Genomic DNA, 25,578 nt, shown 5'->3' with positions numbered 1-25,578 from the left:
CTTGCACGATAGTCGTGCGGGCAGGCAGGAGCGACCACTGACGGAACCTTCTCAGATGGCGGTTGACCGGCGTTCGATGAGGATTGTGTCGCGCCACTGCCCACTGAGTGGCCCGTGTGCCATGCGGGCGATGCGGTGCCTGCGTCCGACGACGACGTAACCGTTCGCGAGGTGCAGCTTGAGGCTGGCCTCATTTTCGGGAAAAACGCTGGCCTGGATGGTCCAGATGCCGTCGCGCTCCGTGGATTCCGCCAGGGCCCGGAGCAGCGTTGCCCCCAGGCCGAGTCCGCGTGCAACGGCTGCGACATAAACGGAATGTTCCACCACGCCGGAGTAGACGGGGCGTGCAGAGACCGGGGAGACGGCAGCCCAGCCAAGGATTCCACCTTCAGCGTTTTCGGCCACGCACCGGTGGCGGAGCAGTCTTGAGTTGTTGAACCGTTCCCAATCGGGCGCCTCTGATTCGAAGGTGGCGTGGCCGGTGGCAATTCCTTCGCTGTAGATCCGCTGGACATCCGGCCAATCGACGTCGCGCATGGGGCGTATCGCCACAGCGGACTGTTCCGGCACAGTCACAGGGTTGCCAGGATTCCGGCCGCCTCTTCCAAGGCCCCCGGTACCAGTGAGTAATAGGCCCACGTGCCACGCTTTTCGCGGTGAAGCAGTCCGGCCTCGACCAGAATCTTCAGATGGTGGGAGACCGTGGGCTGGCCGAGGTCCAATGGATCGGTGAGGTCGCACACGCAGGACTCGCCGGACGATTCAGCCTTCACGATGGACAGCAGCCGCAGCCGGTTCGGATCCGCGAGTGCCTTGAAGACCAGGGCTTTCTGCTTCGCTTCCTCAGCCCCCAGGGCAGGCGTCCCCGCCGGAGCGCAGCAGGCGTCGTCGGTGGCCGGCTCAAGTACGGGCAGCAGGTTCATGGACCCATTATGCCCCAATATTGACGGTCATCAATGTAAGAAGGGCGGGGCGTGGTGCCTGGAATTGGCAGGCTATGAACCTGCGGCGCGGGAATCATGCGGAAGCACGACGTCGTCCGCAGCGCGGGCAGCGGAGGGGAAAAGGATGAGGAGAAGGCCAAGTCCGACGGCGGCGCCCACAAGTTGCGCCACGATGAAGCCGGGAACAGAGGGTGGGGCGATGCCGGCGAAGGTGTCGCTGAAGATGCGCCCGACTGTCACGGCCGGGTTCGCGAATGACGTCGAGGACGTAAACCAGTAGGCAGCTCCAATGTAAGCGCCCACCGCGGGGGCAGCAAGGACGCCGCGGGACGTGGCTGCCAGGGCGAAGATCAGCAGGATGAGTCCCGCGGTGGCGACAACTTCAGCCAGCAGATGCCCCGTGCTGACGCGATCCTTGGTGGAGATGGACGTGCCAACGTCAAACATGGCATTAGCCAGCATGCTGCCGGTGATCGCCCCCACGGTCTGGGCAGCTACATACGTACCGAGCTCAGGCAGCGTCAGTCCTGTGCCGCTGCGCCGACCCAGGACCCAGTCCACGAGGGAGACCACAGGGTTGAAGTGGGCACCGCTGACGGGGCCGAGCATCAGAATCAGCACAGTCAGCCCCAGCACGGTGGCAGTGCTGTTCTCCAGGAGTTGCAGGCCGACGTCGCCGGGGGAGAGCTGCTGGGCTGAGATCCCGGAGCCGACCACCACGGCCACAAGCAGGCTGGTGCCGAGCAGCTCGGCGACGGCGCGACGCCAAAGCGGCGGCTGGTGTGAAGTCATGGCAACAGCTTGACGGAAAGAATTCACTCAGTCAAAATTGAATCAATGTCTATTGAGGTGAACGAATTTCGCGAGCGGGTCGCCAAGTATGCCGCCCTTGCCGATCCTGCGCGTCTGCGCATCGTTGACTTGCTCACCCTGGGGGATTTCTCTCCGAAGGAATTGCAGGCAGAGCTGGGGATGCCGTCGAATCTGCTGTCCCACCATCTTCGCGCGCTGGAAGGGGCGGGGCTGGCAACTCGCCACCGCTCCGAGGCTGACAAGCGCCGCAGCTATGTGGGCCTTGCCGCCGGCGCCCTGGAGGGCCTCGTGCCGGGGGCTGGGTACGGCGCCCGCCGAGTGCTGTTCGTCTGCACCCGCAACAGCGCCCGGTCCCAGCTCGCGGCCGCGCTCTGGCGGCAGGTCAGCAAAATTCCTTCGATATCGGCGGGAACGCATCCCGCGGACCGCATCGCTCCCGGGGCCATTGAGGTGGCACGCCGGCACGGCGTGGAACTCGCGGAAGTTCCTCCGCGCCGGTTGGACCAGGTGGCGGAGGAGGGGGACTTCATGGTGACAGTGTGCGATAACGCCCACGAGGAACTCGTTGGACTCGGTGATGCCCACTGGTCGGTCCCGGATCCGTTGCGCCTCAGCACTGAGAACGCCTTCGAGGACGCCTTCATGGATATCTCCCACCGCGTCAGTGACCTGGCGCCGCGGGTGCTGGCCGCCTGATTCCGCTTGACCCGGCCTATTTCAATCAAATATTGACAATCATCAATGTATGGCCCGATACTCACTGTATCGACGACTATCAATGTTCCAGGAGAACCGCGTGAGCACCGAAACTGCCAAGAAGCCTTCCGTTCTTTTCGTCTGCGTCCACAACGCCGGCCGCTCCCAGATGGCCGCCGCGTTCCTCACCACGCTGGCCAAGGGAGAGATCGAGGTCCGCTCCGCCGGGTCTCAGCCGGCAGACAAGGTCAACCCCGCTGCCGTCGAGGCGATGGCAGAGCTCGGGATAGACATGTCCGCCGAGATCCCCAAGGTCCTCACCACCGAGGCCGTCAAGGAATCGGACGTGGTGATCACCATGGGCTGCGGTGACGAGTGCCCGTACTTCCCCGGCAAGCGCTACGAGGACTGGGTCCTGGAGGATCCCGCAGGCCAGGGCGTGGACGCCGTCCGCCCGATCCGCGACGAGATCAAGACCCGCATCGAGGGCCTTATCGATTCCCTCATCCCGGCTGCCAAGTAACCCCGTCCCCGAACCAGGAGGTACCTTCGTGAGCGACACTGCGAACAGGGAACAGCTGATCATCATCGGCTCGGGCCCCGCCGGCTACACGGCCGCCATCTACGCCGCCCGGGCAGGGTTGAAGCCGCTGGTCCTCGCCGGGTCGGTCACCGCCGGCGGTGCCCTGATGAACACCACGGAGGTGGAGAATTTTCCAGGCTTCCCCGGCGGCATCCAGGGGCCTGAACTGATGGACGGGCTGCAGCAGCAGGCGGAGCGCTTCGGCGCGCAGGTAATGTTCGACGACGTCACTGAGGTCACGCTGACCGGTCACCTGAAACGCGTGGTCACCGGCGCCGGCGAGACGCATGAGGCCCCGGCCGTCATCCTCGCCACGGGCTCCGCCTACAAGGAACTCGGCCTGCCAGAGGAGAAGAAGTTCAGCGGCCACGGCGTCTCCTGGTGTGCCACGTGCGACGGGTTCTTCTTCCGCGACCAGGACATCATCGTGGTTGGCGGCGGGGATTCGGCAATGGAAGAAGCGACTTTCCTGACCCGCTTCGGAAAGTCCGTGACCGTCGTCGTGCGCAAGGGCGAGCTCCGCGCCTCCCGGATTATGGCCCAGCGGGCCAAGGACAACCCGAAGATCAGCTTCGCCTGGAACTCCGCCATCACCGCCATCCATGGCGATGGCAAGGTCACCGGCGTGACCCTGACCGACACGCGCACTGGCGAAACCCGTGAACAGGCCGCCACCGGCATTTTCGTGGCAATCGGCCATCTGCCACGGACAGAACTCGTGGCCGGTCAGGTGGAGCTTGACGCCGAGGGCTACATCAAGGTCGACTCGCCCACCACGGTCACCAACCTCACCGGCGTGTTCGCCTGTGGGGACGCCGTGGACCACCGTTACCGTCAGGCCATCACCGCAGCCGGAACCGGCTGCGCCGCGGCCCTCGACGCCGAACGCTACCTCGCCGCGCTGGATGACGCGGACAGCATTGCCACTGCGCTGGTGGAGGAACCCACCCACGCTTAGGCCCCAACCCGGGGGAGGAGGTGAGCTGAATGAACACCGGATGCTGCGGCGATGATTGCTGCGACGAAGATCAGGACTGCTGCTGACCTCCCCTCCCTCCACCCAACTAGGTAGCAGCAAGTGTCGTTATGGGCGCTCAAAACGACATCTGCTGCTACCTAGTTGGGAGAAGAACCGTCACACCCACAGATGGAACAGAGGACACCATGGATTTAGCGAAGAACCTTCCCGTTGCAGTGATTGGCGCCGGCCCCGTGGGACTGGCCGCCGCGGCGCACCTGCTCGAGCGCGGCCTCGAGCCGCTGATCTTCGAAGCAGGCCCGACGGCGGGTGCCGCCATCGCGCAATGGCGCCACATCCGGTTGTTCTCACCATGGCGGTTCAACCTCGACGCCGCCGCAGTCCGCCTGCTCGAAGCCGCAGGCTGGGCATCGCCCCGGCCGACGGCCCTTCCCTACGGTGGTGAACTCATCGACAATTACCTGGCGCCGCTGGCAGCTTTGCCGGCGATTTCCTCCCGGCTGCAGACCGGCAGCAGGGTCACCGCCGTGACCCGTGCCGGGATGGACAAGACCCACACGCGCAACCGGGAGGCCACGCCGTTCGTCGTCCGGGTGGAACATGAGGACGGCGAGACCCGCGAGCACACCGTAGCAGCGGTCATTGACGCCTCGGGCACCTGGTCCCGCCGTAACCCGTTGGGCACATCCGGGCTGCCGGCCGTCGGGGAAGTTACCGCCGCAGATCGGATTTCCTCTCCGCTACCGGACGTGACCGGCCGTGACCGTTCAGCGTTCGCTGGACGCCGCGTCCTGGTCGTCGGCGCGGGGCACTCCGCGGCCAACACCCTCATCAGCCTCGCCGACCTGGCTAAGGAAGACCCGGAAACCCGCATTTTATGGGCGGTCCGCGGCGCGTCTGCCGAGAAGGTCTACGGCGGCGGTGACGCCGACGGCCTGCCAGCCCGCGGCCAGCTCGGATCGCGACTGCGCCGCCTCGTCGAGGCAGGAACCATCGAACTCCACACCGGCTTCGGAATAGCTTCCTTCAAAGCACTTGATTCCGCCGTCACCGTCGAAGCCGTCGACGGCCGGACCCTTGACGCCGACGTCGTGGTCCCTTGCACCGGCTTCCGCCCCGATCTGGAGATCCTGCGCGAACTCCGCCTCGACCTGGATCCGGCCGTCGAGGCTCCCAAGGCGCTGGGCCCGCTGATCGACCCTGAATTCCACTCCTGCGGCACCGTCCCTCCGCATGGAGCCAAGCTGCTGGCCCACCCTGACCAGGACTTTTACATCGTAGGAATGAAGTCGTACGGCCGGGCGCCCACGTTCCTGCTGGCCACCGGCTATGAACAGGTGCGGTCCGTCGTCGCAGCCCTCGCCGGAGACCGCGAAGCGGCCGATACAGTCCAGCTCGAACTCCCCGAGACGGGCGTCTGCTCCACCGACGGCGGCACCAGCTGCGACGTCCCGGCTGTCTCCTCCGCAGGCAGTGTCGGTTCAGAGGCAGGCTGTTGTTCCGCCCCCGAACCGGTGCTGGTTGGCTTCCCTACCGGGTTGTCCCATGGACGCTCCGGCAATAACTGAACATCGTCCGTCGGAAACCACCATTTTGGAGTGATGTCATGACCGAACACCGCGAAACCAGCCTGGGCCTGCAGGACAACACTGAGCTCCTGCAGCGGATCAGCAGCCGCCTTGGGGAGAGGTTCGCCGGAGTCTTCGCCGTCGAAACCGTCGAACGCTACGTTTTCGAGTCCTACACCGCACTGGCCCGCACCGCGAAGATCACCACGTACCTGCCCGCCACCACCGAGCATTTCGCCAGCGACCGGCTCAACGCCCTGGCAAAATCCAAGGGCGCCATCACCGCCGAGGTTCCGGAGGCCCTGTTCGTCTGCGTGCAGAACGCCGGACGGTCGCAGATGGCCGCCGCTTTGCTCACGGTTGAAGCAAAGGGCAGGATCCACGTCCGCTCCGCCGGCTCCCTGCCTGCGGCGGAACTTGATCCCGCTGTGGTAACCGTGATGTCCGAGATGGGCCTTGACCTCTCTCAGAACTACCCCAAACCGCTCACCGACGACGTCGTGCGCGCCTCCGACGTGGTGATTACGATGGGCTGCGGAGATTCCTGCCCGATCTATCCCGGAAAGCGGTACGAGGACTGGGACCTTCCCGACCCGGCCGGCCAGCCCCTCCATGTGGTCAGGGAGATCCGGGACCAGATCCACGACCGGGTCAAAGCCCTGGTCGCCTCACTCACAAAGGAAACCACCCACTCATGACCCAGGAAACGTCCGGCGCGACGAAGACCCCATCCGTGCTCTTTGTCTGCAGCAAGAACGGCGGAAAATCCCAGTTGGCCGCGGGCCTTATGAGTCAATTGGCCGGCGGGTCCATCATTGTCTACTCCGCCGGCACCAAACCCGGCAAGGCCCTGAATCCCCAGGCCGTTGAGTCCCTGACCGAACTCGGCGTCGACATCACCGGGGAACACCCCAAGCCAGTCACCGATGACGTCCTGGACGCCGTGGATGCCGTCATCGTCCTGGGAACCGAAGCCAAGCTCGAACCCCGCGAAGGGACGCGCTTTGAGGTCTGGGAGACCGATGAACCCTCCGAGCGCGGCATAGAAGGCATGGAACGCATGCGTCTGGTCCGGGACGACATCAAAGCCAGGGTCCAGAAGCTCTATGCGGAGCTCTCCGGGAACTAGCGATGGCCGGCGCGGCGCTGACCCCGAGCCCAGGAACCACCCGTGCCCGATGATGGATGGCCGGAGGGGCCGCTCGTGCTTGGTGTCGGCTGGAATTTTCCGAAGCACCTGGTCCGTTCCGCCGCTGAGCTCGCGGGCGCCCTGGGGTTGCATCTTGTCTGCGCCTTCGTGGACCCAGCCAGTTACCTCACAGAATGGGAGCCTGAAGGCCAACTGACAGCCCTGTCGCTGGACCCGAACGTCAACGAGGAAACCGACTATCCCGCCAACCAGCTGCAAGGGAAACTCGAAATGCTACTCGGGCAGCCGGGGGAGACCTGGTCCTTCCGAGTGCTGAACGGCGACGTTCCCAAGGCACTAAGCCGCTTGGCCGAGAACACAGGAGCATCCTTGATCATCGTGGGCGCCGATAGGCCAGGGTCCTTGGCCTGGGTGGACCGCCTCCTCGAAGGATCAGTGTCCGCGTTCCTTGCCCGCCACCAGCAGCGGCCAGTCCTCGTTGTCCCCGACAGCCGCCCCGCACGTCCGATCCCAAGCGCTTCCTAGGCGGCTTCCGTCAGGAGAAAGGGCTCAGTCCGGCTTGATGTTCTGGTTCAAGGTGAAGAAGTTCGTGGGGTCGTACTTGCGCTTGAGTGCTTTGAGCCGGTCGTACTTCGCTGCGCCATAAGCTTGCCTGACCCGCTCCTCGCCCTCTTCCATCAGGAAGTTCACGTAGACGCTGGTGTGGTGGGGGGCGAGGGCCGACCAATAGTCCCGGGCCCACTGGCGCTCAGCGGCGAAGCCCTCGGCGGTCTTGCTGTTGCCGTTGATGTTGAAGGTGAATCCGGCCTGGCGGCCATTGAACGCGGTGGCACCCTCGTCGATGCGCCCCACCGCGCCGCCCATCTGCCAGAGGGCGATGCTGGTAACCGGCGAGGTGATGCGGCTGCCGTGCTCGACGACGATGTCAATGACGTCGTCGCTGAGCGCTGCGACGTCGCAGGACCTGACGTAGTAGTGCCAGCCGTGGGGGTAGGACGGATCGAATGTTTTCTGATGCTCCAGAAACGGCTTTGGCCGGCAAAGATCGAGAACCGGTGAACCAAATTCCTTGAGCGGCCGCAGGACCCGTTCGCCCTCCTCGACCGGTCCCGCATAGCATGCAGTGACCGCCAGGACGAGCTTGCCCACCAGTTCGGGCGGCACAATCGGAAGCGCCGGCGCCCTGCGCTGCACGGCAATCGTCATTAGTTCATCGGGGCAGTCCGCGATCCAGTCGCGATAAAACCGCAGCACTTCCGGGGCATCTTCCATCGCCCAGAAGACCGGGCCCGCCATGACGTAGGGGCCCACAGGATTAAGGCGGAACTCGAACTCAGTGACGATGCCGAAGTTCCCGCCGCCGCCCCGCACCCCCCAGAAGAGATCGGAGTTCTGATCCGCGCTGGCCCTGACCGCCTCGCCGTCAGCGGTGACCATGTCTACGGACAACAGCTGGTCGATGGTGAGTCCGTACTTGCGCATGACCCACCCGATGCCGCCGCCCAGGGTAAGGCCAGCCACTCCCGTATGAGTGACGATCCCGGAAGGAACCGCGAGACCGTACTCCTGCGTCTCGCTGTCGAGTTCGCCAAGCAGCACACCGGCCTGGACACGTGCCGTTCGTGCCTCAGGATCTACTCGAATCCCCTTCATCGGCCCGAGATCGATGAGCATGCCGTCGTCGCACACTGACAGGCCAGGGAAGCTGTGACCCCCTCCCCGCACGGCGACGAGAAGATCCTGTGAGCGGGCGAGCCGGAGCGCGGCCCGGATATCTGCAACGCCGGTGCAGCGGGCAATCAAGGCGGGATGGCGATCAATCGATCCGTTCCACACCTTGCGATGCTCGTTGTAACCAGCATCATCCGGACGGACGAGTTCGCCCTGAAAGGATGCCTGCAGCTCGCCGACAGCGCCGTCGTCGATCTTCGTGCCCTGTGCCATGGACTCACGGACCTCTCTCTCCTTCGAGCAGAATCCCACCGTTGGGACGAACTGGCAAGAGAGAACTGAAGCAGCCCATGCACGCCGCGCGAAGGACCGCCCCTACGTTTCTAGCTGATCGCCTTCTTCATGAGTCTGACGATCATCGCTTCATCGGCGGCGGTGAGTTCGGTCAGTGCGTAGGAAGTGGGCCACATGTTGCCATCGTCCAGGTTCGCGGGGTCGCTAAATCCCAGCGTTGCGTAGCGGGCCTTGAATTTGTCGGCGGGCTGGAAGAAGCAGACCACCTTGCCGTCCTTGGCGTAAGCAGGCATCCCGTACCAGGTTTTCGGCGCGAGTTCCGGTGCGTGTTCCTTGATGATGGCGTGGAGGCGCTCCGCGATGGCCCGATCCGGTTCCGACATTTCGGCGATCTTCGCGAGAACTTCGCCCTCTCCGTCTGCCTTGGCGCTGCGCGCACCCTTTCGCGACTCGGTCTTGAGCTCTTGGGCGCGTTCCTTCATTGCCGCGCGTTCTTCCGCATCGAAGCCTTCGTAGGACTTGGTGGTGGCTGGTTTTTCCGTCACTTCGGGTTCCTTCCGTCATGGTCTGGTGGGACCCACGCTAGTGTCCGTACGCCGCAGTGGCTTCTCCAGAACTGCTCGAAGTGCTCGCTCCTCAGCCGGCGGTGGACCGCTCCGCCGGTCCGGTGCTTTGACGGACCACCAGTTCCGGAGTAAACACCACGGCGCGGTGCCTGGGATTCTCGGATTCCACTTCTTCGGCCAGTAGTTCAATGGCGGTTCGTCCCAGCGCCTCGGTGGGCTGGCGGATAGAGGAAAGCGGCACCACGGCTGAGACGGCAAAGTCGATGTCGTCGTAGCCGATCAGGGCGATGTCCTCGGGAATCCTCAGCGTGTGCGTCATGGTCAGCGACTGCATCACGCCCAGGGCGAGCAGGTCGTTGGCGCAGAAGATGCCATCCGGCAGGTCTCCGCGCTCCACGAGCATGTTGCCAACGCTCCGGCCGGCCAACACCGTCTGCCCGTCGGAATCAAGGACCTCAAGGGTGGCATCGGGTTCCTCCTTGACCGCCCGCTGGGCGCCTTGCAGGCGGTCGGCTACCTGGCGGATGGAGGTGGGGCCTCCCACAAAGGCGAGCCGACGGCGGCCGGTGTCCAACAGGTGCCGCGCAGCCAGGTAACCGCCGGCGTCGTCGTCCACGGAGACTGAACTGTACTTGCTCTCGTCGGCCAGGCGGTCCACCAGGACGGTGGGCACACCGCGTTCACGGAGCAGGTCCAGCCGGTCGGTAACGTCGCCGACGGGGGAGATGAGGAGGCCCTGGACGCGCTGTTCCTGGAAGAGGTCGATGTAGTTGGATTCGCGGCTGGCGTTGTGGCCACTGTCGCCGAGCAGCACGGCACTGCCAAGGAGCGCCGCGGCGTCTTCGGCGGCGCGCACCACGGACGTGAAGAAGGGGTTGCCAACATCGAGGACGATCAGTCCGATGGTGCGGCTCTGGCCGGCACGCAACTGGCGGGCGGCGTCATTGCGGACGAAGCCCAGCTCGTCGATGGCACGGAGCACACGCTCCTTGGTTCGCTGGGAAACCCTGTCCGGATAGTTCAGGACATTTGAGACCGTGCCCACGGCAACGCTGGCGTGGTTTGCGACGTCCTTGATGCTGGCTGAGCGATTCATCATTCTCCATGGCTTGTATGCCGTGTGCAGCACTTTTCCCGTGGTCCCCGATTGCGGTCTGGAAATTGCTTGACACCTACTTGCCTTCAAGAGTACTTTGAATCGTAACAATGAAACGATTCAAACAACGGAAAGTTCAGGAGAGTCGCAGATGAGGGTGTGTTTCCGCTCCTCGGTCCAGCCGGGACTGATCGACGAGTACCGGCGGCGGCACGCTGCCGTGTGGCCTGAGATGCTCCGTGCCCTGAAGGACGCCGGCTGGAACAACTACTCGCTGTTCCTGGGCGAGGACGGGCTTCTTGTGGGCTACGTGGAGTGCGACGACTTCGACGCCGTCCGGGCTCGGATGGCGCTGACCGAGGTCAACACCCGCTGGCAGGCCGAGATGGCCAGTCTGTTCAATAACACGGACCAGGCACCCGACGAAGGGTTCCAGGTCCTCGAAGAAGTCTTCAACCTTGACGACCAGCTGGCGGCAGCGGAGTCCGCCGCCCGCTGAACCTCACCGGCCCCAGCAGCGGGGCCGCTGCAACACCATCCAGACCACAGCAACACATAAAACCGGAAAGAACCCATCATGAATGACGTAGCAACGGCGCTGGGCAGGCTCGGGGAGCTTGCCATTGAGGTCCCTTCGTGGGCTTATGGAAATTCAGGCACGCGTTTCAAGGTGTTCGGTACGCCGGGCACGCCGCGGACGGTGCAGGAGAAGATCGCTGACGCCGCGAAGGTGCATGAGCTCACTGGCCTGGCCCCTACTGTGGCTCTGCACATTCCGTGGGACAAGGTGGATGACTACGCCGCCCTGAAGGAGTACGCGGAGGTCCTGGGCGTGGGTCTGGGCACGATCAACTCCAACACGTTCCAGGATGACGAGTACAAATTCGGCTCCCTGACCTCCTCCAACGAGACCGTCCGCCGCCGCGCGATCGCGCACCACCTGGACTGCATAGAGATCATGCACGCCACGGGGTCCAAGGACCTGAAGATCTGGCTGGCGGACGGCACGAACTACCCGGGCCAGGACGACCTCCGCGGCCGCCAGGACCGTTTGGCCGAGTCGCTGCAGGAGATCTACTCGGCCTTGGGCGATGAACAGCGCCTGGTGCTGGAGTACAAGTTCTTCGAACCCGCTTTTTACCACACCGATGTTCCGGACTGGGGCACGTCCTACGCGCAGACCCTTGCCCTGGGCGAGAAGGCTTTCGTTTGCCTGGACACCGGGCACCACGCGCCGGGCACGAACATCGAGTTCATCGTGATGCAGTTGCTGCGCCTGGGCAAGCTGGGTTCCTTTGACTTCAACTCCCGCTTTTATGCCGATGATGACCTGATCGTGGGGGCGGCGGATCCGTTCCAGCTGTTCCGCATCATGTACGAGGTCATCCGCGGCGGCGGCTTCGGCAAAGACTCCGGCGTCGCGCTGATGCTGGACCAGTGCCACAACCTGGAAGAGAAGATCCCGGGCCAGATCCGCTCGGTCCTGAACGTCCAGGAAATGACTGCCCGGGCCCTGCTTGTGGACACTGCAGCCCTGGGCGAGGCCCAGCGCACCGGGGATGTCCTGGCTGCCAACGCCGTGTTCAACGACGCCTTCTACACCGACGTCCGGCCCATCCTGGCCGAATGGCGTGAATCCCGCGGCCTGCCCGCGGACCCGATGGCCGCGTTCAAGGCCAGCGGTTACCAGAAACAGATCAACGAGGACCGCGTCGGCGGCCAGCAAGCCGGATGGGGCGCTTAGGCATGAACATGCAAAACACCAGCAACAAGACTGTTGAAGACCTGATTTCGCGTTCCAACCGCCTGGGCGCGGATAAGCGGAACACCAACTTCGCCGGCGGCAACACCTCGGCCAAGGGCGCGGAGAAGGACCCGGTCACGGGCGAGGACGTCCAGCTGCTCTGGGTCAAGGGATCCGGCGGGGACCTCGGCACGCTGAAGGCAGGGAACCTTGCGGTGCTGCGCCTGGACCGGCTGAACGCCCTGAAGAATGTGTACCCGGGCGTTGAACGTGAAGATGAGATGGTGGCCGCTTTTGATTACTGCCTGCACGGCAAGGGCGGCGCCGCCCCGTCGATCGATACCGCCATGCATGGCCTGGTGGACGCCGCGCACGTGGACCACCTGCACCCGGATTCCGGGATCGCCATTGCCACCGCGGTGGACGGCGAGGCCCTGACCACGAAGATCTTCGGCAACAAGGTGGTGTGGGTTCCGTGGCGCCGTCCCGGGTTCCAGCTGGGCCTGGACATCGCCGCGATCAAGGACGCCAACCCGCAGGCCATCGGCACCATCCTGGGCGGCCACGGCATCACCGCCTGGGGCGCCACGAGTGAAGAAGCCGAGCAGAATTCGCTGTGGATCATCGAACAGGCCGAGAAGTACATCAAGGACAATGGCAAGGCTGAACCCTTCGGGCCCAAACTCCCGGGCTACGGCGCGCTGCCCGAAGCCGAACGGAAAGCCAAGGCCGCCGCGCTGGCACCGGTGATCCGCGGCCTGGCGTCCACGGACAAGCCGCAGCTGGGGCACTTCAGCGATGACGCCGTCGTCCTTGACTTCCTGGCCGCGGAAGAGCACCCACGCCTGGGTGCGCTGGGTACGTCCTGCCCGGACCACTTCCTGCGCACCAAGGTCAAGCCGCTGATCCTGGACCTCCCCGCGGACGCCTCGGTCGAGGATTCGATCGCCCGGCTGCAGGAGCTCCACACCGCCTACCGCGAGGACTACCAGGCCTACTACGACCGCCACGCCACCCCGGAGAGCCCGGCGTTGCGCGGCGCGGACCCGGCCATCGTGCTGGTCCCTGGCGTGGGCATGTTCTCGTACGGTGCGAACAAGCAGACCGCCCGGGTTGCCGGCGAGTTCTACATCAACGCCATCAACGTCATGCGCGGTGCCGAAGCGATCTCCACGTACGCCCCGATCGAGGAATCAGAGAAGTTCCGGATCGAGTACTGGTCGCTGGAGGAAGCCAAGCTGGCACGCCTGCCCAAGCCCAAGTCCCACGCCACCCGCATCGCACTGGTCACGGGTGCGGCATCGGGCATCGGCAAGGCCATCGCCACCCGCCTCGCCGCGGAAGGCGCCTGCGTGGTCATCGCTGACCTGAACCTGGAGAACGCCCAGGCCGTCGCCGAGGAGCTCGGCGGCTCCGACGTCGCCATCGGCGTCCAGGCCGACGTCACGGACGAGGCCCAGGTCATCGCAGCGATCGACGCCGCCGTGCTGGCCTTCGGCGGACTGGACCTGGTGGTCAACAACGCCGGCCTGTCCATCTCCAAGCCGCTGCTGGAAACCACCGAGAAAGACTGGGACCTGCAGCACAACGTCATGGCCAAGGGCTCCTTCCTGGTGGCCAAGGCCGCGGCCAGGGTCATGATCGCCCAGGACATGGGCGGGGACGTCATCTACATCTCCTCCAAGAACTCCGTGTTCGCAGGCCCGAACAACATCGCCTACTCCGCTACCAAGGCAGACCAGGCCCACCAGGTCCGGCTCCTCGCGGCCGAACTGGGCGAGTACGGCATCCGCGTCAACGGCATCAACCCCGACGGCGTGGTCCGCGGCTCAGGCATCTTCGCCGGCGGCTGGGGCGCCAAACGCGCCGCGGTCTACGGCGTGGACGAGCAGGAACTGGGCAAGTACTACGCCCAGCGCACCCTGCTCAAGCGCGAAGTCCTGCCCGAGCACGTGGCCAACGCCGCCGCGGTCCTGACCAGCGCCGAGCTGTCCCACACCACCGGACTCCACATCCCCGTGGACGCCGGAGTGGCAGCAGCCTTCCTCCGATGAGCACATCGTTTGGCGATGTCGACGGCGGCGGTACTTCCGCCGGCAGTGTCTTCGCCGCCGTCGATATTGGCGCCTCCTCCGGCCGGGTCATCCTGGGCCGGATCAAGGACGACGCCGGTCATCCCGGGAGCGCGCGGAGCGTTGAGCTGGAAGTGGTACATCGGTTCCCCAACGGTGTGGTGGAGATGGACGGCGGCCTCCGCTGGGATTTCGACGCCCTGTTCGCTGAGGTACTGGCGGGCCTCTCGGCGGCCGCCACCGTGGCAGCCGTGCAGGACGAAACGATCACGAGCATCGGGATCGACACCTGGGCGGTGGACTACGGCCTGGTCAACAAGGCTGGGGAACTCATCGCCCAGCCGTACAGTTACCGCGATGACCGCAGCCGGGCCGCCGTCGCACCCGTGCACCGGAAACTGGACCCGGCGCGCCTCTACGGGACCACGGGACTGCAGTTCCTGCAGTTCAACACCCTCTACCAGTTGGCCGCCGAGCCGGACCTGTCCGGGGTGCAGGCGCTGCTCATCCCGGACCTGATCGCCTACTTCCTCACAGGTCAGCGCCGCACTGAGGCGACCAACGCCTCCACCACCGGCCTGTTCGACGCCGTCGCGGGGGAGTGGGCCACGGAGTTCCTCACCGCCCTGGGCCTGCCCCGGAAGCTGTTTCCGCCGCTGGTCCAGCCGGGCGAAACCGTCGGCACACTGCTGCCCGGGATCGCCTCACAGATCGGCCTGCCGGCCGGCACCAAGGTGGTGGCCGTCGGCTCGCACGACACCGCCTCCGCCGTCGCCGCCGTGCCCGCCCAAGAGGAGAACTTCGCCTACATCTCCTCCGGCACCTGGTCGCTGGTGGGGCTGGAACTGAAGCACCCGGTCCTCACTGAGGCCAGCCGGGAAGCGAACTTCACCAACGAACGCGGCGTGGACGGCACCATCCGCTACCTTCGGAACATGGGCGGGCTCTGGCTGCTCAGCGAGTGCCAGCGGACCTGGGCCGCAGAAGGATTCACCCCGGACCTCCCGGCGCTGCTCACGGCCGCGGCGGCATTGCCCCCGGGCGGGCCGCAGATCAATCCGGACGACTCCTACTTCATCGCCCCGGACAACATGCCCGAACGCATCCGCGCAGCGGTCCGCCGCATCGGGGACATCCTCCCCGACGACCCCGCGGCCATCACCCGCTGCATCATGGACAGCCTCGCCATCGGCTACGCACGCACCATCCGAGACGCCGAGCGCCTCGCCGACCGCACCGTGGACGTGGTCCACGTGGTGGGCGGCGGCTCCCAGAACCGGCTGCTCTGCCAGCTCACGGCCGACGCCACGGGCAAGCCCGTGATCGCCGGACCCGTCGAAGCCACCGCCCTCGGCAACGTCCTGGTCCAGGCCAGGGCAGCCGGGCAGGTCACTGGTGGGCTGAGGGAACTGCGCAGTTTGGTGGGTGGTTCGCATGCGCTGCAGACGTTCAGCCCGGAGCTCTCGAGGCTTTAGGACCGGTCCGCGACACTGACGCGAACGTACACTTGGGCCTTCCGGGCCGGGGCGTCAAGTGTACGTTCGCGCGCAGGGCGTGGTGCCCGTTTGCGCGTTCCCGCAGGACGCGGGAGCGGCGGCGGGAAATCGCTTGCCCAAACCCCTATTTTCGTGTGATTTATTCCCCTAGGATCTAATCCCGTGCGTACAGAACATACCCTCGCCTACGATTCCCCGGCTGCGAACTGGCTCGAAGCCCTGCCACTGGGAAACGGGCGGCTCGGAGCAATGGTGTTCGGCGGCAGGGCGCTTGCGGAAGGGGCAGCCGGCGGGGCGCGGGAGCATCTCTTCCAGCTGAACGACGGGTCCGCCTGGTCCGGATCACCGCACAGCCAGGACCTCCAACCACACTTCAGCCGCGAACGGGCCGACCGTATCCTTGCCGAAACCCGGCGGCTGATCCAGGAGGGCGATTTCACCTCTGCCCACGAAACACTGAAAGAACTGCAGCACCGCCATGCGCAGTCCTACTTGCCGTTCGCGGACCTTTTCCTCACCATTGCCCTCTCCGGCGATCAGGGCAGCCCGGCTGCAGCGGACCATGCCGGCTACAGCCGATCCCTTGACCTGGCCCGCGCCGTCAATTCCACCCGCTACGAAGTGGATGGCCGCAACGTCAGCGTGGAGGCCTTTGCCTCCCACGACCCGTCCGTGCTGGTGATTATGGTGGAAACAGAGGCACCGCAGGGCCTGGACCTGACCCTGCGCCTGGACTCACAGCTTCGCATCCTCCGGCGGACCGGGGCACCCACGGCGGGGCCGTCGTCGACAGGCCTTGAACTGAAGCTTCCCAGCGATGTCCCACCCTCGCACGACGGCGGCGCCGTGGAGTATTCCGACGACGATTCCCTGAGCCTCCAGGGCACGGTAGTGGCGGCTTGGGAGCATAACGGCACCGAAGCAGCAACGGACGACGGCGGCCTGGCCGCCATGGGGGCACGCCGCGCCGTCCTGTATGTCACCACGGAGACTACATTCCGCGGGCTGGGCCGGCAGCCCGAGGGTACAGCGGCAGAGGCGGCGCACGCTGCCCACAAAACCCTCGCCACTGCCATGGCTGCGGGGCCGGAGGCGCTGCTTGCCCACCACGAAAACACCCACGCGGAGCTCTACGATGCCTGCAGCGTCACCATCAATGGACCGGCTTGGGCGGGCGTCAACACCGCCCAACGCCTGGCCGCAGCCAACACCCACCCTGAAGGGCCCCTCGCCGCGGACCCCGGGCTGGCGGCGCTGCTCTTCAACTACGGGCGCTACCTGCTGATTTCCAGTTCGCGGACCGGGGCGGCGGGAGCACGCGGCGGAACGGCCTGGCGCGGGACGCCGGCCAACCTGCAGGGCATCTGGAACCACCAGCTGCAGGCCCCGTGGAGCTCCAATTTCACCACCAACATCAACCTGCAGATGAATTACTGGGGAGCCGAACCCACAGGTCTCGCTCCGTGCGCCGGGCCCCTGTTCGCACTCATCGAGGCGCTGCAGGAGACCGGCGCGGCCACCGCCAGGGAGTACTACGGCGCCCGCGGCTGGGCGGTGCACCACAATTCGGATATCTGGGGTTACAGCAAGCCCGTGGGCCATGGCTCGCACTCGCCGGAATGGTCGTTCTGGCCGATGGCCGGGCTGTGGCTGGTCCGACACCTGTGGGAGCACCTGCGTTTTGGCGCACCCGACAGCACAAGGCTCGACTCCGCAAAAGCCGACACCGCTGCCGGAGAAAGCTTCGCCCGGGACACTGCCTGGCCCGCCATCCGGGGCGCAGCCGAATTCGCGCTGGATCTGCTGCTGGAGTTCCCGGACGGTACCTTGGGCACCAGCCCCTCCACTTCGCCGGAAAACAGTTTCACGGCACCGGGCCCGGACGGTAGCAATGCTCGGGCGGCGGCCGCGGAATCGTCCACCATGGACCTGACGCTGATCCGTGACGTGTTCCTCATGCTGGGCTCCCTCGCCGAGGACCTGGGAGTTGAAGCGGACCCGGTACTGGCCGAGGCCAAAGCTGCCCTGTCGCGCCTTCCGGAGCCTGTACCCGGCCGTGGCGGCAGGCTCCGCGAGTGGCTGGCCGACCCGGAAGAGTGGGAGCCGGAACACCGCCACGTCAGTCACCTGTACCTGGCCTACCCCGGGGACACGCCCCTGACGCCCGCCCTCGAAGCCGCTGTGGGTACCAGCCTGGACGGCCGCGGCGACGAATCCACCGGTTGGTCGCTTACCTGGAAAATCCTGCTCCGGGCCCGCCTCCGCCAGCCGGACAAAGTCAGTGACCTCCTCAGGCTGTACTTCCGGGACATGGCAACGGACCGCGGCGGCCAAAGCGGCGGACTGTACCCCAACCTGTTCGGGGCGCACCCACCCTTCCAGATCGACGGCAACCTCGGCTTTGTGGGCGGCTTGGCAGAATGCCTCGTCCAGAGCCACCGCACCTCGAACGGTATGCCGGAAATCGAGCTGCTGCCGGCGCTGCCCCGGGAACTGCCCGACGGCGCCGCGCACCGCCTCCGCGCACGCCCGGGTGTGGAGGTGGACCTGGAATGGCACGACGGCCAACTGACCGGCGCAGCATTGACCTCCCCGACGGCAAGAGACGTCCTGGTCCGCCATCGTGGGACTGCCCGCGAGCTTCATCTGGAGCCGCATCAGGCAACGATTCTGAACGTGGCGTCCTTTATCCCCGCGGGAGAGCCCGCATGACATACGATTCCCAAAAGTTCCAGCCAAACCAGATCTGACAGGACCTTCAGCATGCCCCTTTTCGACCTCCCCCTTGCCCAGCTCCGCGGCTACACCTCCGAGGTCACGCCGCCGTCCGATTTCCAGGAGTTCTGGGACGCCACCATCGATGAGGCCAGGACCTTCCCGCTCAACGCAGCCTTCGAGCCAGTAGAGAACTACCTGACGGTCATCGACACCTTCGATGTGACCTTCGCCGGATACGCTGGCGCTCCCATCAAAGGCTGGCTGCATCTCCCGGCGAACCGTCCGGCCGGAAGCGAGCTTCCCGTCGTCGTGCAGTACATCGGTTACTCGGGCGGCCGCGGCCTGGTCAACCAGGACACCAAGTGGGCGCAGGCCGGATACGCGCACTTCATCATGGACACCCGGGGCCAGGGCTACGGCGGGACGCTGGGGGAGACGGCGGATCCGCACCCCTCCGCGGGCGAGGTGGCGCACGCCGGCCTGATGACCAGGGGAGCGGGCAGCCGCGAGGACTACTACTACCGCCGCGTTTACGTTGATGCCTTCCGGGCCGTGGAAGCTGCCCAGTCCCATCCGGAGGTGGACTCCACGAGGGTGGTCCTGGCCGGCGTCAGCCAGGGCGGTGGCATTGTGGTGGCCGTCGCCGGGCTCGTGGCAGGACGGCTCGACGGCGTCATCGCCGCGTTGCCCGACGTCCCGTTCCTGCAGGACTTCCCGCGCGCCATCGACATCACGCCCCGTGGGCCCTACCCGGAGATCGCTGCTTTCCTGGGCAGGCACCGGGACCGGTACGAGCACATGCTCGCCGTGCTGAACTACTTCGACGGCGTCAACCTGGCCCGTTCAGCCACCGCCCCGGCACTCTACTCGGCCGCGCAGATGGATGACATCTGCCCGCCCTCGACAGTGTTTGCCAGCTTCAACGCCTACGGCTCGGGCACGGCTGACTCCTCGGGCACCGGGGCGGCCAAGGACATCGAGGTTTACCGGTTCAACAACCACGAAGGCGGTCAGGAGTACCACTGGATTAAGCAGCTGCAGTTCCTGCGGAAGCTCGCGGGTTGAGCCGGTGTAAGCGGTAAATACTGAGCTTGTTCGCGGATCCTGACCCTCACGGTTCGGATCTGCGAACAAGCTTGGGAGCCCTGTATTACGGCACGATTTTGCGGCGGCCACCGGGTGCGGTTATGGTCTTGGCTATGACTAACCGTTGGTATGCGTATTTTTCGTTGGCTCTGGAGGGGCCCGCGTCTAACTGACACGCATCCAACTTTCCTTCAGAGCCAGCAGGGCAGAGATGATTCTCTGCCCTTCGCCATTTCCCGGCGGGCTCTGATCTGGGTCCGCCTTCCTTTCCCGGAACAGGACCCACCATGAGCACCGCAACAGCCGCCACATCCACAGAGCCCTCACTACGCGCCGCCGCACAGGCAGGCACGCCGGCCGCAAAATCCACGTCCAATTTGCGCGTCAGCGAGTTCACGGCCCTGCCCACGCCCCAGGAGCTCATCGCCGAGCTGCCACTGGACGCCCGGGTGACTGACGTCGTCGAACGCGGACGCGATGAAGTCCGGGCCATCATGGACGGCGTGGACGACCGCCTCCTGGTGATCGTGGGCCCTTGCTCCATCCACGACCCCAAGGCCGGCCTGGAGTACGCCCGCCGGCTGGTCAGCCAGGCCGAGAAGCACAAGGAAGACCTGCTGATCGTTATGCGGACCTACTTCGAGAAGCCCCGGACCACCGTGGGCTGGAAGGGCCTCATCAACGATCCGCGCCTGGACGGCAGCCATGACATGGTGACCGGGCTCCGGACGGCTCGCCAGTTCCTGCAGCAGGTCACCGCCCTTGGACTCCCCACGGCCACGGAGTTCCTGGAACCCATCAGTCCGCAGTACATGGCGGACCTGATCTCCTGGGGCGCGATCGGGGCACGCACCACGGAAAGCCAGATCCACCGCCAGCTGGCCTCGGGCCTTTCCATGCCGATCGGCTTCAAGAACGGGACCGACGGCGATCTGCAGGTTGCCATCGACGCCTGCGGAGCTGCCGCGGCGGCGCAGGCTTTCCTGGGCATCGACGGCGACGGCCGGGCAGCACTGGTGGCCACCGCCGGGAACCCGGACACCCACGTCATCCTCCGCGGCGGTCGCAAGGGGCCCAACTACTCGGCGGCCGACGTCGAAAGCGCTTCCGACAAGCTGGCCGGCAAGGGGCTGAACCCACGACTGATCGTGGATGCCAGCCACGCCAACAGCGGCAAGAGCCACCACCGCCAGGCCGAAGTTGCACTGGAGATCGGTGCGCAGCTGGAGGATGGCGGACCCTCTGCCGACGCCATCGCCGGCGTTATGCTGGAGAGCTTCCTCGTGGGCGGTGCGCAGAACCTTGACGTCAACGAACACGCCGCCGGACGCTCGGAACTGGTGTACGGCCAGAGTGTCACGGACGCCTGCATGGAATGGGACGTCTCCGTGTCGGTGCTGGACCAGCTCGCCTCGTCGGCACGCAAGCGCCGTACGGGGAAATGATTACCCCCAGTGACTTTCACAATAGCCCCATGAACCTCTAGAGTATCTAGCACATGGTTGGTGGATGGCTCAGCATCGGCACACCGCAATGGCATAAACCTGGGGTCACTGTTGTCCATCCGTCAGCAAAGGAATAAGGGAAATGTCCGCAGAACAGAACTTCTCAAACGCGAAGTTCCTGACCGTGGCCGAAGTGGCCGAGGTCATGCGCGTCTCCAAAATGACCGTGTACCGGCTGGTCCACTCAGGTGAAATGCCCGCAGTGCGCTTCGGCCGTTCCTACCGGGTCCCGGAAAGCGCCGTTGAACAGTATCTTAAAGGCGCCGTTGTGGACGGCCACTCCGAGACCGCCTGAGCGGCCCTGTCAGTGGGTGCCCCGGATAAGCGGTACCCTGTTAAGGAACGTTTTACGTCATTGTAAGAATCTGTCGGTTGTTTCAGTCTGTAGCTCTGTCCACGGACCTTTCCATCAGACAGGTACTGCATCTAGTTTGTGAGGAACTTTCGTGGGTTCAGTTATTAAGAAGCGTCGCAAGCGTATGGCCAAGAAGAAGCACCGCAAGTTGCTTCGCAAGACGCGCCACCAGCGCCGCAATAAGAAGTAGAGATACTTCGAACTGCGTGAAATGCCCGTTGCCTTCCCGGCAGCGGGCATTTTGTTTTGCCCCACCCAACTAGGTAGCAGCAGATGTCGTTTTGAGGGCCCATAACGACATCTGCTGCTACCTAGATGCGGGGGCCGCGGATGCGGGAGAAGCCGCGCCAGAGGCCGTACACGACGCCCCCGGCTGTGGCGGCTTTGAGGCCCAGGGTGGCGGCGCGGCGGCCGGAGCGGAAGTCATACACCGGCCAGTTATTGTCCCGGGCATGGCGGCGGAGCCTGGCGTCCGGGTTGATGGCGACGGGGTGTCCCACGAGGGTCAGCAGCGGTATGTCATTGTAGGAGTCGCTGTAGGCCCAGCAGCGCCTGAGGTCCAGTCCCTCGGCGTCAGCAATGCCCTGGACGGCCACAGCCTTCGCAGAGCCGTGCAGGATGTCGCCCACAAGGCGTCCGGTGTACATCCCGTCCGCCACCTCACCGACGGTGCCCAGCGCACCGGTCAGCCCGAGTCGCGTGGCGATGACCGTTGCCACCTCGATGGGGGTGGCCGTGACCAGCCAAACCCGCCGGCCAACCCGCAGGTGCTGTTGGGCCAGGGCTTTCGCTCCCGGCCAGATCCTGGAGGCGATCATCTCGTCATAGACTTCTTCGCCGAGAGCCTTCACGTCCTCAACAGTGATTCCAGCGGCGAGGTTGAGGGCGGAGTCGCGGACCGCATGGACGTCATCCATGTTCTCGCCGCGCGTCACAAACTTGAACTGCTTCCACGCGAATCCGGCGGCCTGGACCAAGGTGAACGCTCCGCGCTGGTGCATCTTGCGTGCCACGTGAAAAAGGCTGGCGCCCTTCATGAGGGTGTTATCGACGTCGAAGAACGCCGCCTCGCCGGTCTGCGGTACCGCAGCCGGCTGTGTGAGAACTGCGACGTACTTCTCCTCGGGCATGTCCCCGAGTCTAGTCAATGCGTGCGGCCCCTCCTGCCGCGTGGCCGTGCGCCGCGCTGTCCGCCACTAAAGGGGGATACGGTTAAACCATGCCAAAACCGCAGGTTGTCCTGATCACCAAAGCCGACTGTCACCTGTGCGCGGACGCGCGCGACGCCGTCGGGCGGGTAACAGCCTCCTTGGGGCTTGAGTGGGCGGAACAGCCCGTGGACCAACTGCCCGAGTTGCGTGACCGCTATGCCGAGGAAATCCCCGTAGTGCTGGTGGACGGCATCCAGCGTGATTTCTGGAAGATCGACGAAGCCCGGCTGGAGCGCGTCCTGCGGCGCGCCATGGCGGAGTAGGGCTGGTTCCGGGCCATGGTTCAGGCTTTGTTGGCAGCAAGCGCAGGGCTCTAGAGTGGAGTCACAACGCGACGCAAGGGAGGGGATAGTGACTTCACTGGATTCATCTCCCCAGTCTGTCCAAGGCGAGTCGGTTGCGCCGGGCGTACAGGACGACAAAACCGCTGCCAAGCAGATTCCGCCGGCGGCCGTGGCCAGGCTGACCCTGTACCTTCGGGCGCTTAATACCTTGCTGGCCGAAGGCGTGGAGCGCGTATCCTCGGAGTCGCTGGCGGAATTGTCCGGCGTAAGTTCCGCCACGTTGCGCAAGGACCTCTCGCATGTGGGCTCCTATGGCACGCGGGGCGTCGGCTACGAAGTCCAGTACCTCAGCCGCCACATCGCTGCAGCCCTCGGGCTGACCCACGACTGGAAAGTGGCTATCGTCGGCGCCGGTAACCTGGGCAAGGCGCTCGCCAGGTACGGCGGCTTTGAGTCCCGGGGCTTCGACGTCGTAGCCATCTTTGATGCCGACCAGATGGTGGTGGGCAATGAGGTGGGCTGGCTGCGGGTCAGCGACGTTGCAGACCTCGAAACCGTGCTGCAGCGGACGGGCGCCAACATGGTGGTTCTGGCTTTGCCCGCCGCAGTGGCGCAGGACGTGTGTGACCGCGTCGTCGCCGCCGGCGTCCATAGCATCCTGAGCTTTGCGCCCGTGATGCTCCAGGTGCCCGACACCGTAAACCTCCGCAAGGTGGACATGGCCACCGAACTCCAGATCCTGGCCTACCACGCGCAGCGGGCGCAGACCCCGGGCCAGACCGCCTAGCAATCCTGCGGCTCCGGGATCCACGCCCGCTGGGTGTGGTTTCTATTGTTGGTCAGCGCCGGCATGTCTTCCGGTTGACCGTAAGGCTAGCGGCCGTAGGGGTTTCCCGGCTGGCCGTAGGGGTTGGCGAACGGCTGCTGCTTGCGGAAGTACGGAGCCGCTGCCGGCAGGTACAGCAGGACGATGGCTGCGATGCCCATCAGCGTTCCCAGTGTTCCGATGTTCGGCACCTGGAAGAGCCCAAAGATGGACAGTGCCGCGAATACGGTTCCGAGGATCCGGGCCCAGTTCTTGCCCTTGCGGATGAAGATAGCCACCAATGCGTAGAGCGCTGCTCCGATGATGGCGAAGACCACCAGTGTGCCGGCAATAACGCCCTTGATGTCCTCGTAGGGGATCTCGCCGCCGGCGCCGCCACTTTGCATGGCATCTTCGAAGGTGCTTCGCATCAGCGGGTCATCCAGCTGGCCAACGCCGATCAGCATGCTAATGACGTAAATAACGCCCGAGGCGATCAGGAGCCAGAAGGAAATGTTGACCAGCTGGGGGACTCCGTTGCTGCTCGTAGCCGCCGGCTGTTCGGACGGGTACTGTGCGTAGGGAGACTGTCCGTACTGCTGGCCAAATGGCTGCTGGCCGTAGGCCGGGGCCTGCGGCGGGTTCTGACCATACGCCGGCGGGTTCTGGCCGTACTGGGGTGCCGGTGTGCCAGTTTCGCCATACTGTGGGGTGTTTTGGCCGTACTGCGGAGCGTTCTGTCCGTACTGCGGCGCGTTTTGCCCGTACTGCGGGGCAGGGGGCGTGGGCTGGCCAAACTGCGGTGCGTTCTCGCCGTAGCGCGGAGTGGGGGGCTGGCCGCCGGATTCGGGCTCGTTGGGAGGCTGGACTGGGGGAGTACTCATGAGCGGTCCTTTGCAGGTCGAAGTGCGGATCGGCTGCCGGGATCGGTGCACTGGCCCTACCCCCAGCAAGGCTTACTTCCACCGTACCCCCGGGCGGCTCCGTAGCGGGTCATTCCGGAGAGGTATTCCGGCTTCATTCCGCCTTAGTCGGTGAGAGCGCGAAGCGCTGGGAAAGCCGCAGCCTGGCGGGTACGCCGGCTGCGGCCTTCGGTAAACAACTCAACCGGCAGGTCAGGCGCGGCCCTTGACTGCGGTGAACCATGCCTGCGAGTTGGGCAGCCACATCAGAACGGTTGCCCCGGCGCTGATCAGGAAGCCGAGCCAGTTGTTGCCGATCCCATCGCCCACGCTGCCGCCAATGATGGCGAGGACCAGCGAGACACCGGCCACGATGGTGAGGGCCAGCCGGGCCCACTCCCGGCCTTCCTTCATCTTCAGCGCGAGGATAATTTGGGCGACACCGATGGCCAGTGCCACCAGGACCAGGAGGAGGACCAACATGGCCGCCGCGGGGGCAACCGTGAACAGTGCCAGCGCCCCGAAGAGTCCCAGGAGGCCGCCCAACACGCCCAAAATGCCGCCGATGAGCCAGATCCAGTAGGACACCTTGAGTTCGGTGGGCAGCCCTGTGACGTTGAACATGCCGGAGAACCCGCCCGTGGGCAGCACATCGTTGAAGTTTCGGGGGCCGTCAGTCGGCATCTCGAAGTGGAAGCCACCCTGCTGGCCCGGCTGGCTGTGGGGCTGGCCGGGTTGAGCGGGCTGCTGGTAGGCCTGGCCCGGGGCCTGGTATCCCTGTGGTGGTGGCTGGTAACCCTGCGGCGGCTGGTAACCGGCGGGAGGAACGTTGCTGGCAGGCGGCTGGGCGCCCGGCTGCTCAGGCTGCGGTACTTCACTAGGGTTGGTCATGGCTCTCACTGTAGACCGCAGGTTCCCTGTTATCTAGGAGATTTGCGGCGAAATCGCAGGGAACGGCAGGGGTTTTCCACAGGATAGACCTACGGGCACGAACGCCGGACACAGGGCATCCCTCACAGCCGCGGCACTCCGGTATGCCG

The 25,578-nt window shown here is 65.2% G+C and carries 27 protein-coding genes; 18 read left to right on the top strand and 9 right to left on the bottom strand.

Going from position 1 to position 25,578, the window contains the following annotated elements:
• Window positions 1-51: 51 nt before the first annotated feature.
• The 3 genes from ACFC25_RS02600 to ACFC25_RS02590 all read right to left on the bottom strand — a co-directional run bounded on the left by ACFC25_RS02600 (window position 52) and on the right by ACFC25_RS02590 (window position 1,736).
• Window positions 52-537: an N-acetyltransferase family protein gene (locus tag ACFC25_RS02600; RefSeq protein ID WP_337346279.1), complete on the bottom strand. Its 486-nt coding sequence runs from the start codon at window positions 535-537 to the stop codon at window positions 52-54.
• A 35-nt stretch (window positions 538-572) separates the two neighbouring features.
• The gene (locus ACFC25_RS02595) at window positions 573-923 is read right to left on the bottom strand and encodes a metalloregulator ArsR/SmtB family transcription factor (RefSeq protein WP_337346039.1); all 351 of its coding nucleotides are present in this window, start codon (window positions 921-923) and stop codon (window positions 573-575) included.
• 72 nt (window positions 924-995) lie between these two features.
• Entirely contained in the window at window positions 996-1,736 is a 741-nt protein-coding gene (locus ACFC25_RS02590; protein WP_376043858.1) for an aquaporin, read from the bottom strand.
• Between the two features lie 45 nt (window positions 1,737-1,781).
• Here ACFC25_RS02590 and ACFC25_RS02585 point away from each other — a divergent pair, with 45 nt between their 5' ends.
• From ACFC25_RS02585 to ACFC25_RS02555, 7 genes are all read left to right on the top strand, one after another.
• A complete protein-coding gene (locus ACFC25_RS02585) occupies window positions 1,782-2,453 on the top strand; it encodes a helix-turn-helix domain-containing protein (protein WP_337346041.1) in 672 nt (223 codons plus the stop codon).
• 100 nt (window positions 2,454-2,553) lie between these two features.
• On the top strand, window positions 2,554-2,976 hold the full coding sequence (locus ACFC25_RS02580) for an arsenate reductase ArsC (protein ID WP_337346042.1): 423 nt from the start codon (window positions 2,554-2,556) through the stop codon (window positions 2,974-2,976).
• A 28-nt stretch (window positions 2,977-3,004) separates the two neighbouring features.
• Window positions 3,005-3,994, top strand: coding sequence for a thioredoxin-disulfide reductase (gene trxB, locus ACFC25_RS02575; protein WP_337346043.1), 990 nt, complete (start codon window positions 3,005-3,007; stop codon window positions 3,992-3,994).
• Window positions 3,995-4,200: 206 nt separating this feature from the next.
• Window positions 4,201-5,583, top strand: coding sequence for an FAD-dependent oxidoreductase (locus ACFC25_RS02570; RefSeq protein WP_376043856.1), 1,383 nt, complete (start codon window positions 4,201-4,203; stop codon window positions 5,581-5,583).
• Window positions 5,584-5,621: 38 nt separating this feature from the next.
• Complete coding sequence (locus tag ACFC25_RS02565; protein ID WP_376043854.1) at window positions 5,622-6,281, top strand: arsenate reductase ArsC; 660 nt, start codon at window positions 5,622-5,624, stop codon at window positions 6,279-6,281.
• The gene (locus tag ACFC25_RS02560) at window positions 6,278-6,712 is read left to right on the top strand and encodes a low molecular weight phosphatase family protein (RefSeq protein ID WP_337346046.1); all 435 of its coding nucleotides are present in this window, start codon (window positions 6,278-6,280) and stop codon (window positions 6,710-6,712) included. Before ACFC25_RS02565 ends, ACFC25_RS02560 begins: the two co-directional genes overlap by 4 nt.
• Before the next feature lie 42 nt (window positions 6,713-6,754).
• On the top strand, window positions 6,755-7,258 hold the full coding sequence (locus ACFC25_RS02555; RefSeq protein WP_337351588.1) for a universal stress protein: 504 nt from the start codon (window positions 6,755-6,757) through the stop codon (window positions 7,256-7,258).
• Window positions 7,259-7,282: 24 nt separating this feature from the next.
• Here the strand turns inward: ACFC25_RS02555 and ACFC25_RS02550 are convergent, their stop codons facing one another.
• The 3 genes from ACFC25_RS02550 to ACFC25_RS02540 all read right to left on the bottom strand — a co-directional run bounded on the left by ACFC25_RS02550 (window position 7,283) and on the right by ACFC25_RS02540 (window position 10,360).
• Window positions 7,283-8,677: an FAD-binding oxidoreductase gene (locus tag ACFC25_RS02550; RefSeq protein WP_376043852.1), complete on the bottom strand. Its 1,395-nt coding sequence runs from the start codon at window positions 8,675-8,677 to the stop codon at window positions 7,283-7,285.
• 110 nt (window positions 8,678-8,787) lie between these two features.
• The gene (locus ACFC25_RS02545) at window positions 8,788-9,243 is read right to left on the bottom strand and encodes an iron chaperone (protein ID WP_376043850.1); all 456 of its coding nucleotides are present in this window, start codon (window positions 9,241-9,243) and stop codon (window positions 8,788-8,790) included.
• Window positions 9,244-9,334: 91 nt separating this feature from the next.
• Window positions 9,335-10,360 (bottom strand): LacI family DNA-binding transcriptional regulator, encoded by a 1,026-nt coding sequence (locus tag ACFC25_RS02540; RefSeq protein ID WP_337346281.1) that lies wholly within the window; start codon window positions 10,358-10,360, stop codon window positions 9,335-9,337.
• A gap of 151 nt (window positions 10,361-10,511) precedes the next feature.
• On the opposite strand from ACFC25_RS02540, the gene ACFC25_RS02535 reads away from it, so the two are divergent.
• The 9 genes from ACFC25_RS02535 to ACFC25_RS02495 all read left to right on the top strand — a co-directional run bounded on the left by ACFC25_RS02535 (window position 10,512) and on the right by ACFC25_RS02495 (window position 21,526).
• A complete protein-coding gene (locus ACFC25_RS02535; protein WP_376043848.1) occupies window positions 10,512-10,859 on the top strand; it encodes an L-rhamnose mutarotase in 348 nt (115 codons plus the stop codon).
• 78 nt (window positions 10,860-10,937) lie between these two features.
• A complete protein-coding gene (gene rhaI, locus ACFC25_RS02530) occupies window positions 10,938-12,104 on the top strand; it encodes an L-rhamnose isomerase (RefSeq protein ID WP_376043846.1) in 1,167 nt (388 codons plus the stop codon).
• A gap of 2 nt (window positions 12,105-12,106) precedes the next feature.
• Window positions 12,107-14,158, top strand: a complete 2,052-nt coding sequence (locus ACFC25_RS02525) for a bifunctional aldolase/short-chain dehydrogenase (protein WP_376043844.1) — start codon at window positions 12,107-12,109, stop codon at window positions 14,156-14,158.
• Window positions 14,155-15,651, top strand: coding sequence for a rhamnulokinase family protein (locus ACFC25_RS02520; RefSeq protein WP_376043842.1), 1,497 nt, complete (start codon window positions 14,155-14,157; stop codon window positions 15,649-15,651). Before ACFC25_RS02525 ends, ACFC25_RS02520 begins: the two co-directional genes overlap by 4 nt.
• A gap of 183 nt (window positions 15,652-15,834) precedes the next feature.
• Complete coding sequence (locus ACFC25_RS02515) at window positions 15,835-18,384, top strand: glycoside hydrolase N-terminal domain-containing protein (protein ID WP_376043841.1); 2,550 nt, start codon at window positions 15,835-15,837, stop codon at window positions 18,382-18,384.
• A gap of 51 nt (window positions 18,385-18,435) precedes the next feature.
• Entirely contained in the window at window positions 18,436-19,455 is a 1,020-nt protein-coding gene (locus tag ACFC25_RS02510; RefSeq protein WP_376043839.1) for an acetylxylan esterase, read from the top strand.
• A 308-nt stretch (window positions 19,456-19,763) separates the two neighbouring features.
• Window positions 19,764-20,921, top strand: a complete 1,158-nt coding sequence (locus tag ACFC25_RS02505) for a 3-deoxy-7-phosphoheptulonate synthase (protein WP_376043837.1) — start codon at window positions 19,764-19,766, stop codon at window positions 20,919-20,921.
• Between the two features lie 142 nt (window positions 20,922-21,063).
• Window positions 21,064-21,276 (top strand): helix-turn-helix domain-containing protein, encoded by a 213-nt coding sequence (locus tag ACFC25_RS02500; protein ID WP_058931377.1) that lies wholly within the window; start codon window positions 21,064-21,066, stop codon window positions 21,274-21,276.
• A 151-nt stretch (window positions 21,277-21,427) separates the two neighbouring features.
• On the top strand, window positions 21,428-21,526 hold the full coding sequence (locus tag ACFC25_RS02495; RefSeq protein ID WP_003792170.1) for a 30S ribosomal protein bS22: 99 nt from the start codon (window positions 21,428-21,430) through the stop codon (window positions 21,524-21,526).
• Window positions 21,527-21,647: 121 nt separating this feature from the next.
• Here ACFC25_RS02495 and ACFC25_RS02490 read toward each other — a convergent pair whose 3' ends face one another.
• The gene (locus tag ACFC25_RS02490; protein ID WP_337346056.1) at window positions 21,648-22,466 is read right to left on the bottom strand and encodes an HAD-IB family hydrolase; all 819 of its coding nucleotides are present in this window, start codon (window positions 22,464-22,466) and stop codon (window positions 21,648-21,650) included.
• An 89-nt stretch (window positions 22,467-22,555) separates the two neighbouring features.
• Between ACFC25_RS02490 and ACFC25_RS02485 the strand changes: the two genes are divergently transcribed.
• Both ACFC25_RS02485 and ACFC25_RS02480 read left to right on the top strand, forming a co-directional pair.
• Window positions 22,556-22,810: a glutaredoxin family protein gene (locus ACFC25_RS02485; protein WP_337346057.1), complete on the top strand. Its 255-nt coding sequence runs from the start codon at window positions 22,556-22,558 to the stop codon at window positions 22,808-22,810.
• 88 nt (window positions 22,811-22,898) lie between these two features.
• Window positions 22,899-23,618, top strand: a complete 720-nt coding sequence (locus ACFC25_RS02480; RefSeq protein ID WP_376043834.1) for a redox-sensing transcriptional repressor Rex — start codon at window positions 22,899-22,901, stop codon at window positions 23,616-23,618.
• Between the two features lie 86 nt (window positions 23,619-23,704).
• Here ACFC25_RS02480 and ACFC25_RS02475 read toward each other — a convergent pair whose 3' ends face one another.
• Window positions 23,705-24,520 carry a hypothetical protein gene (locus tag ACFC25_RS02475; RefSeq protein WP_376043833.1) on the bottom strand — a complete coding sequence of 272 codons (816 nt, stop codon included), beginning with the start codon at window positions 24,518-24,520 and terminating at the stop codon, window positions 23,705-23,707.
• Window positions 24,521-24,751: 231 nt separating this feature from the next.
• Entirely contained in the window at window positions 24,752-25,429 is a 678-nt protein-coding gene (locus ACFC25_RS02470) for a hypothetical protein (RefSeq protein WP_337351599.1), read from the bottom strand.
• Window positions 25,430-25,578 lie beyond the last annotated feature (149 nt).

It is taken from the genome of Pseudarthrobacter sp. NPDC055928 (assembly GCF_042270935.1).
Lineage (GTDB): Bacteria > Actinomycetota > Actinomycetes > Actinomycetales > Micrococcaceae > Arthrobacter.
This window is presented reverse-complemented; position numbering and strand designations above follow the sequence as displayed.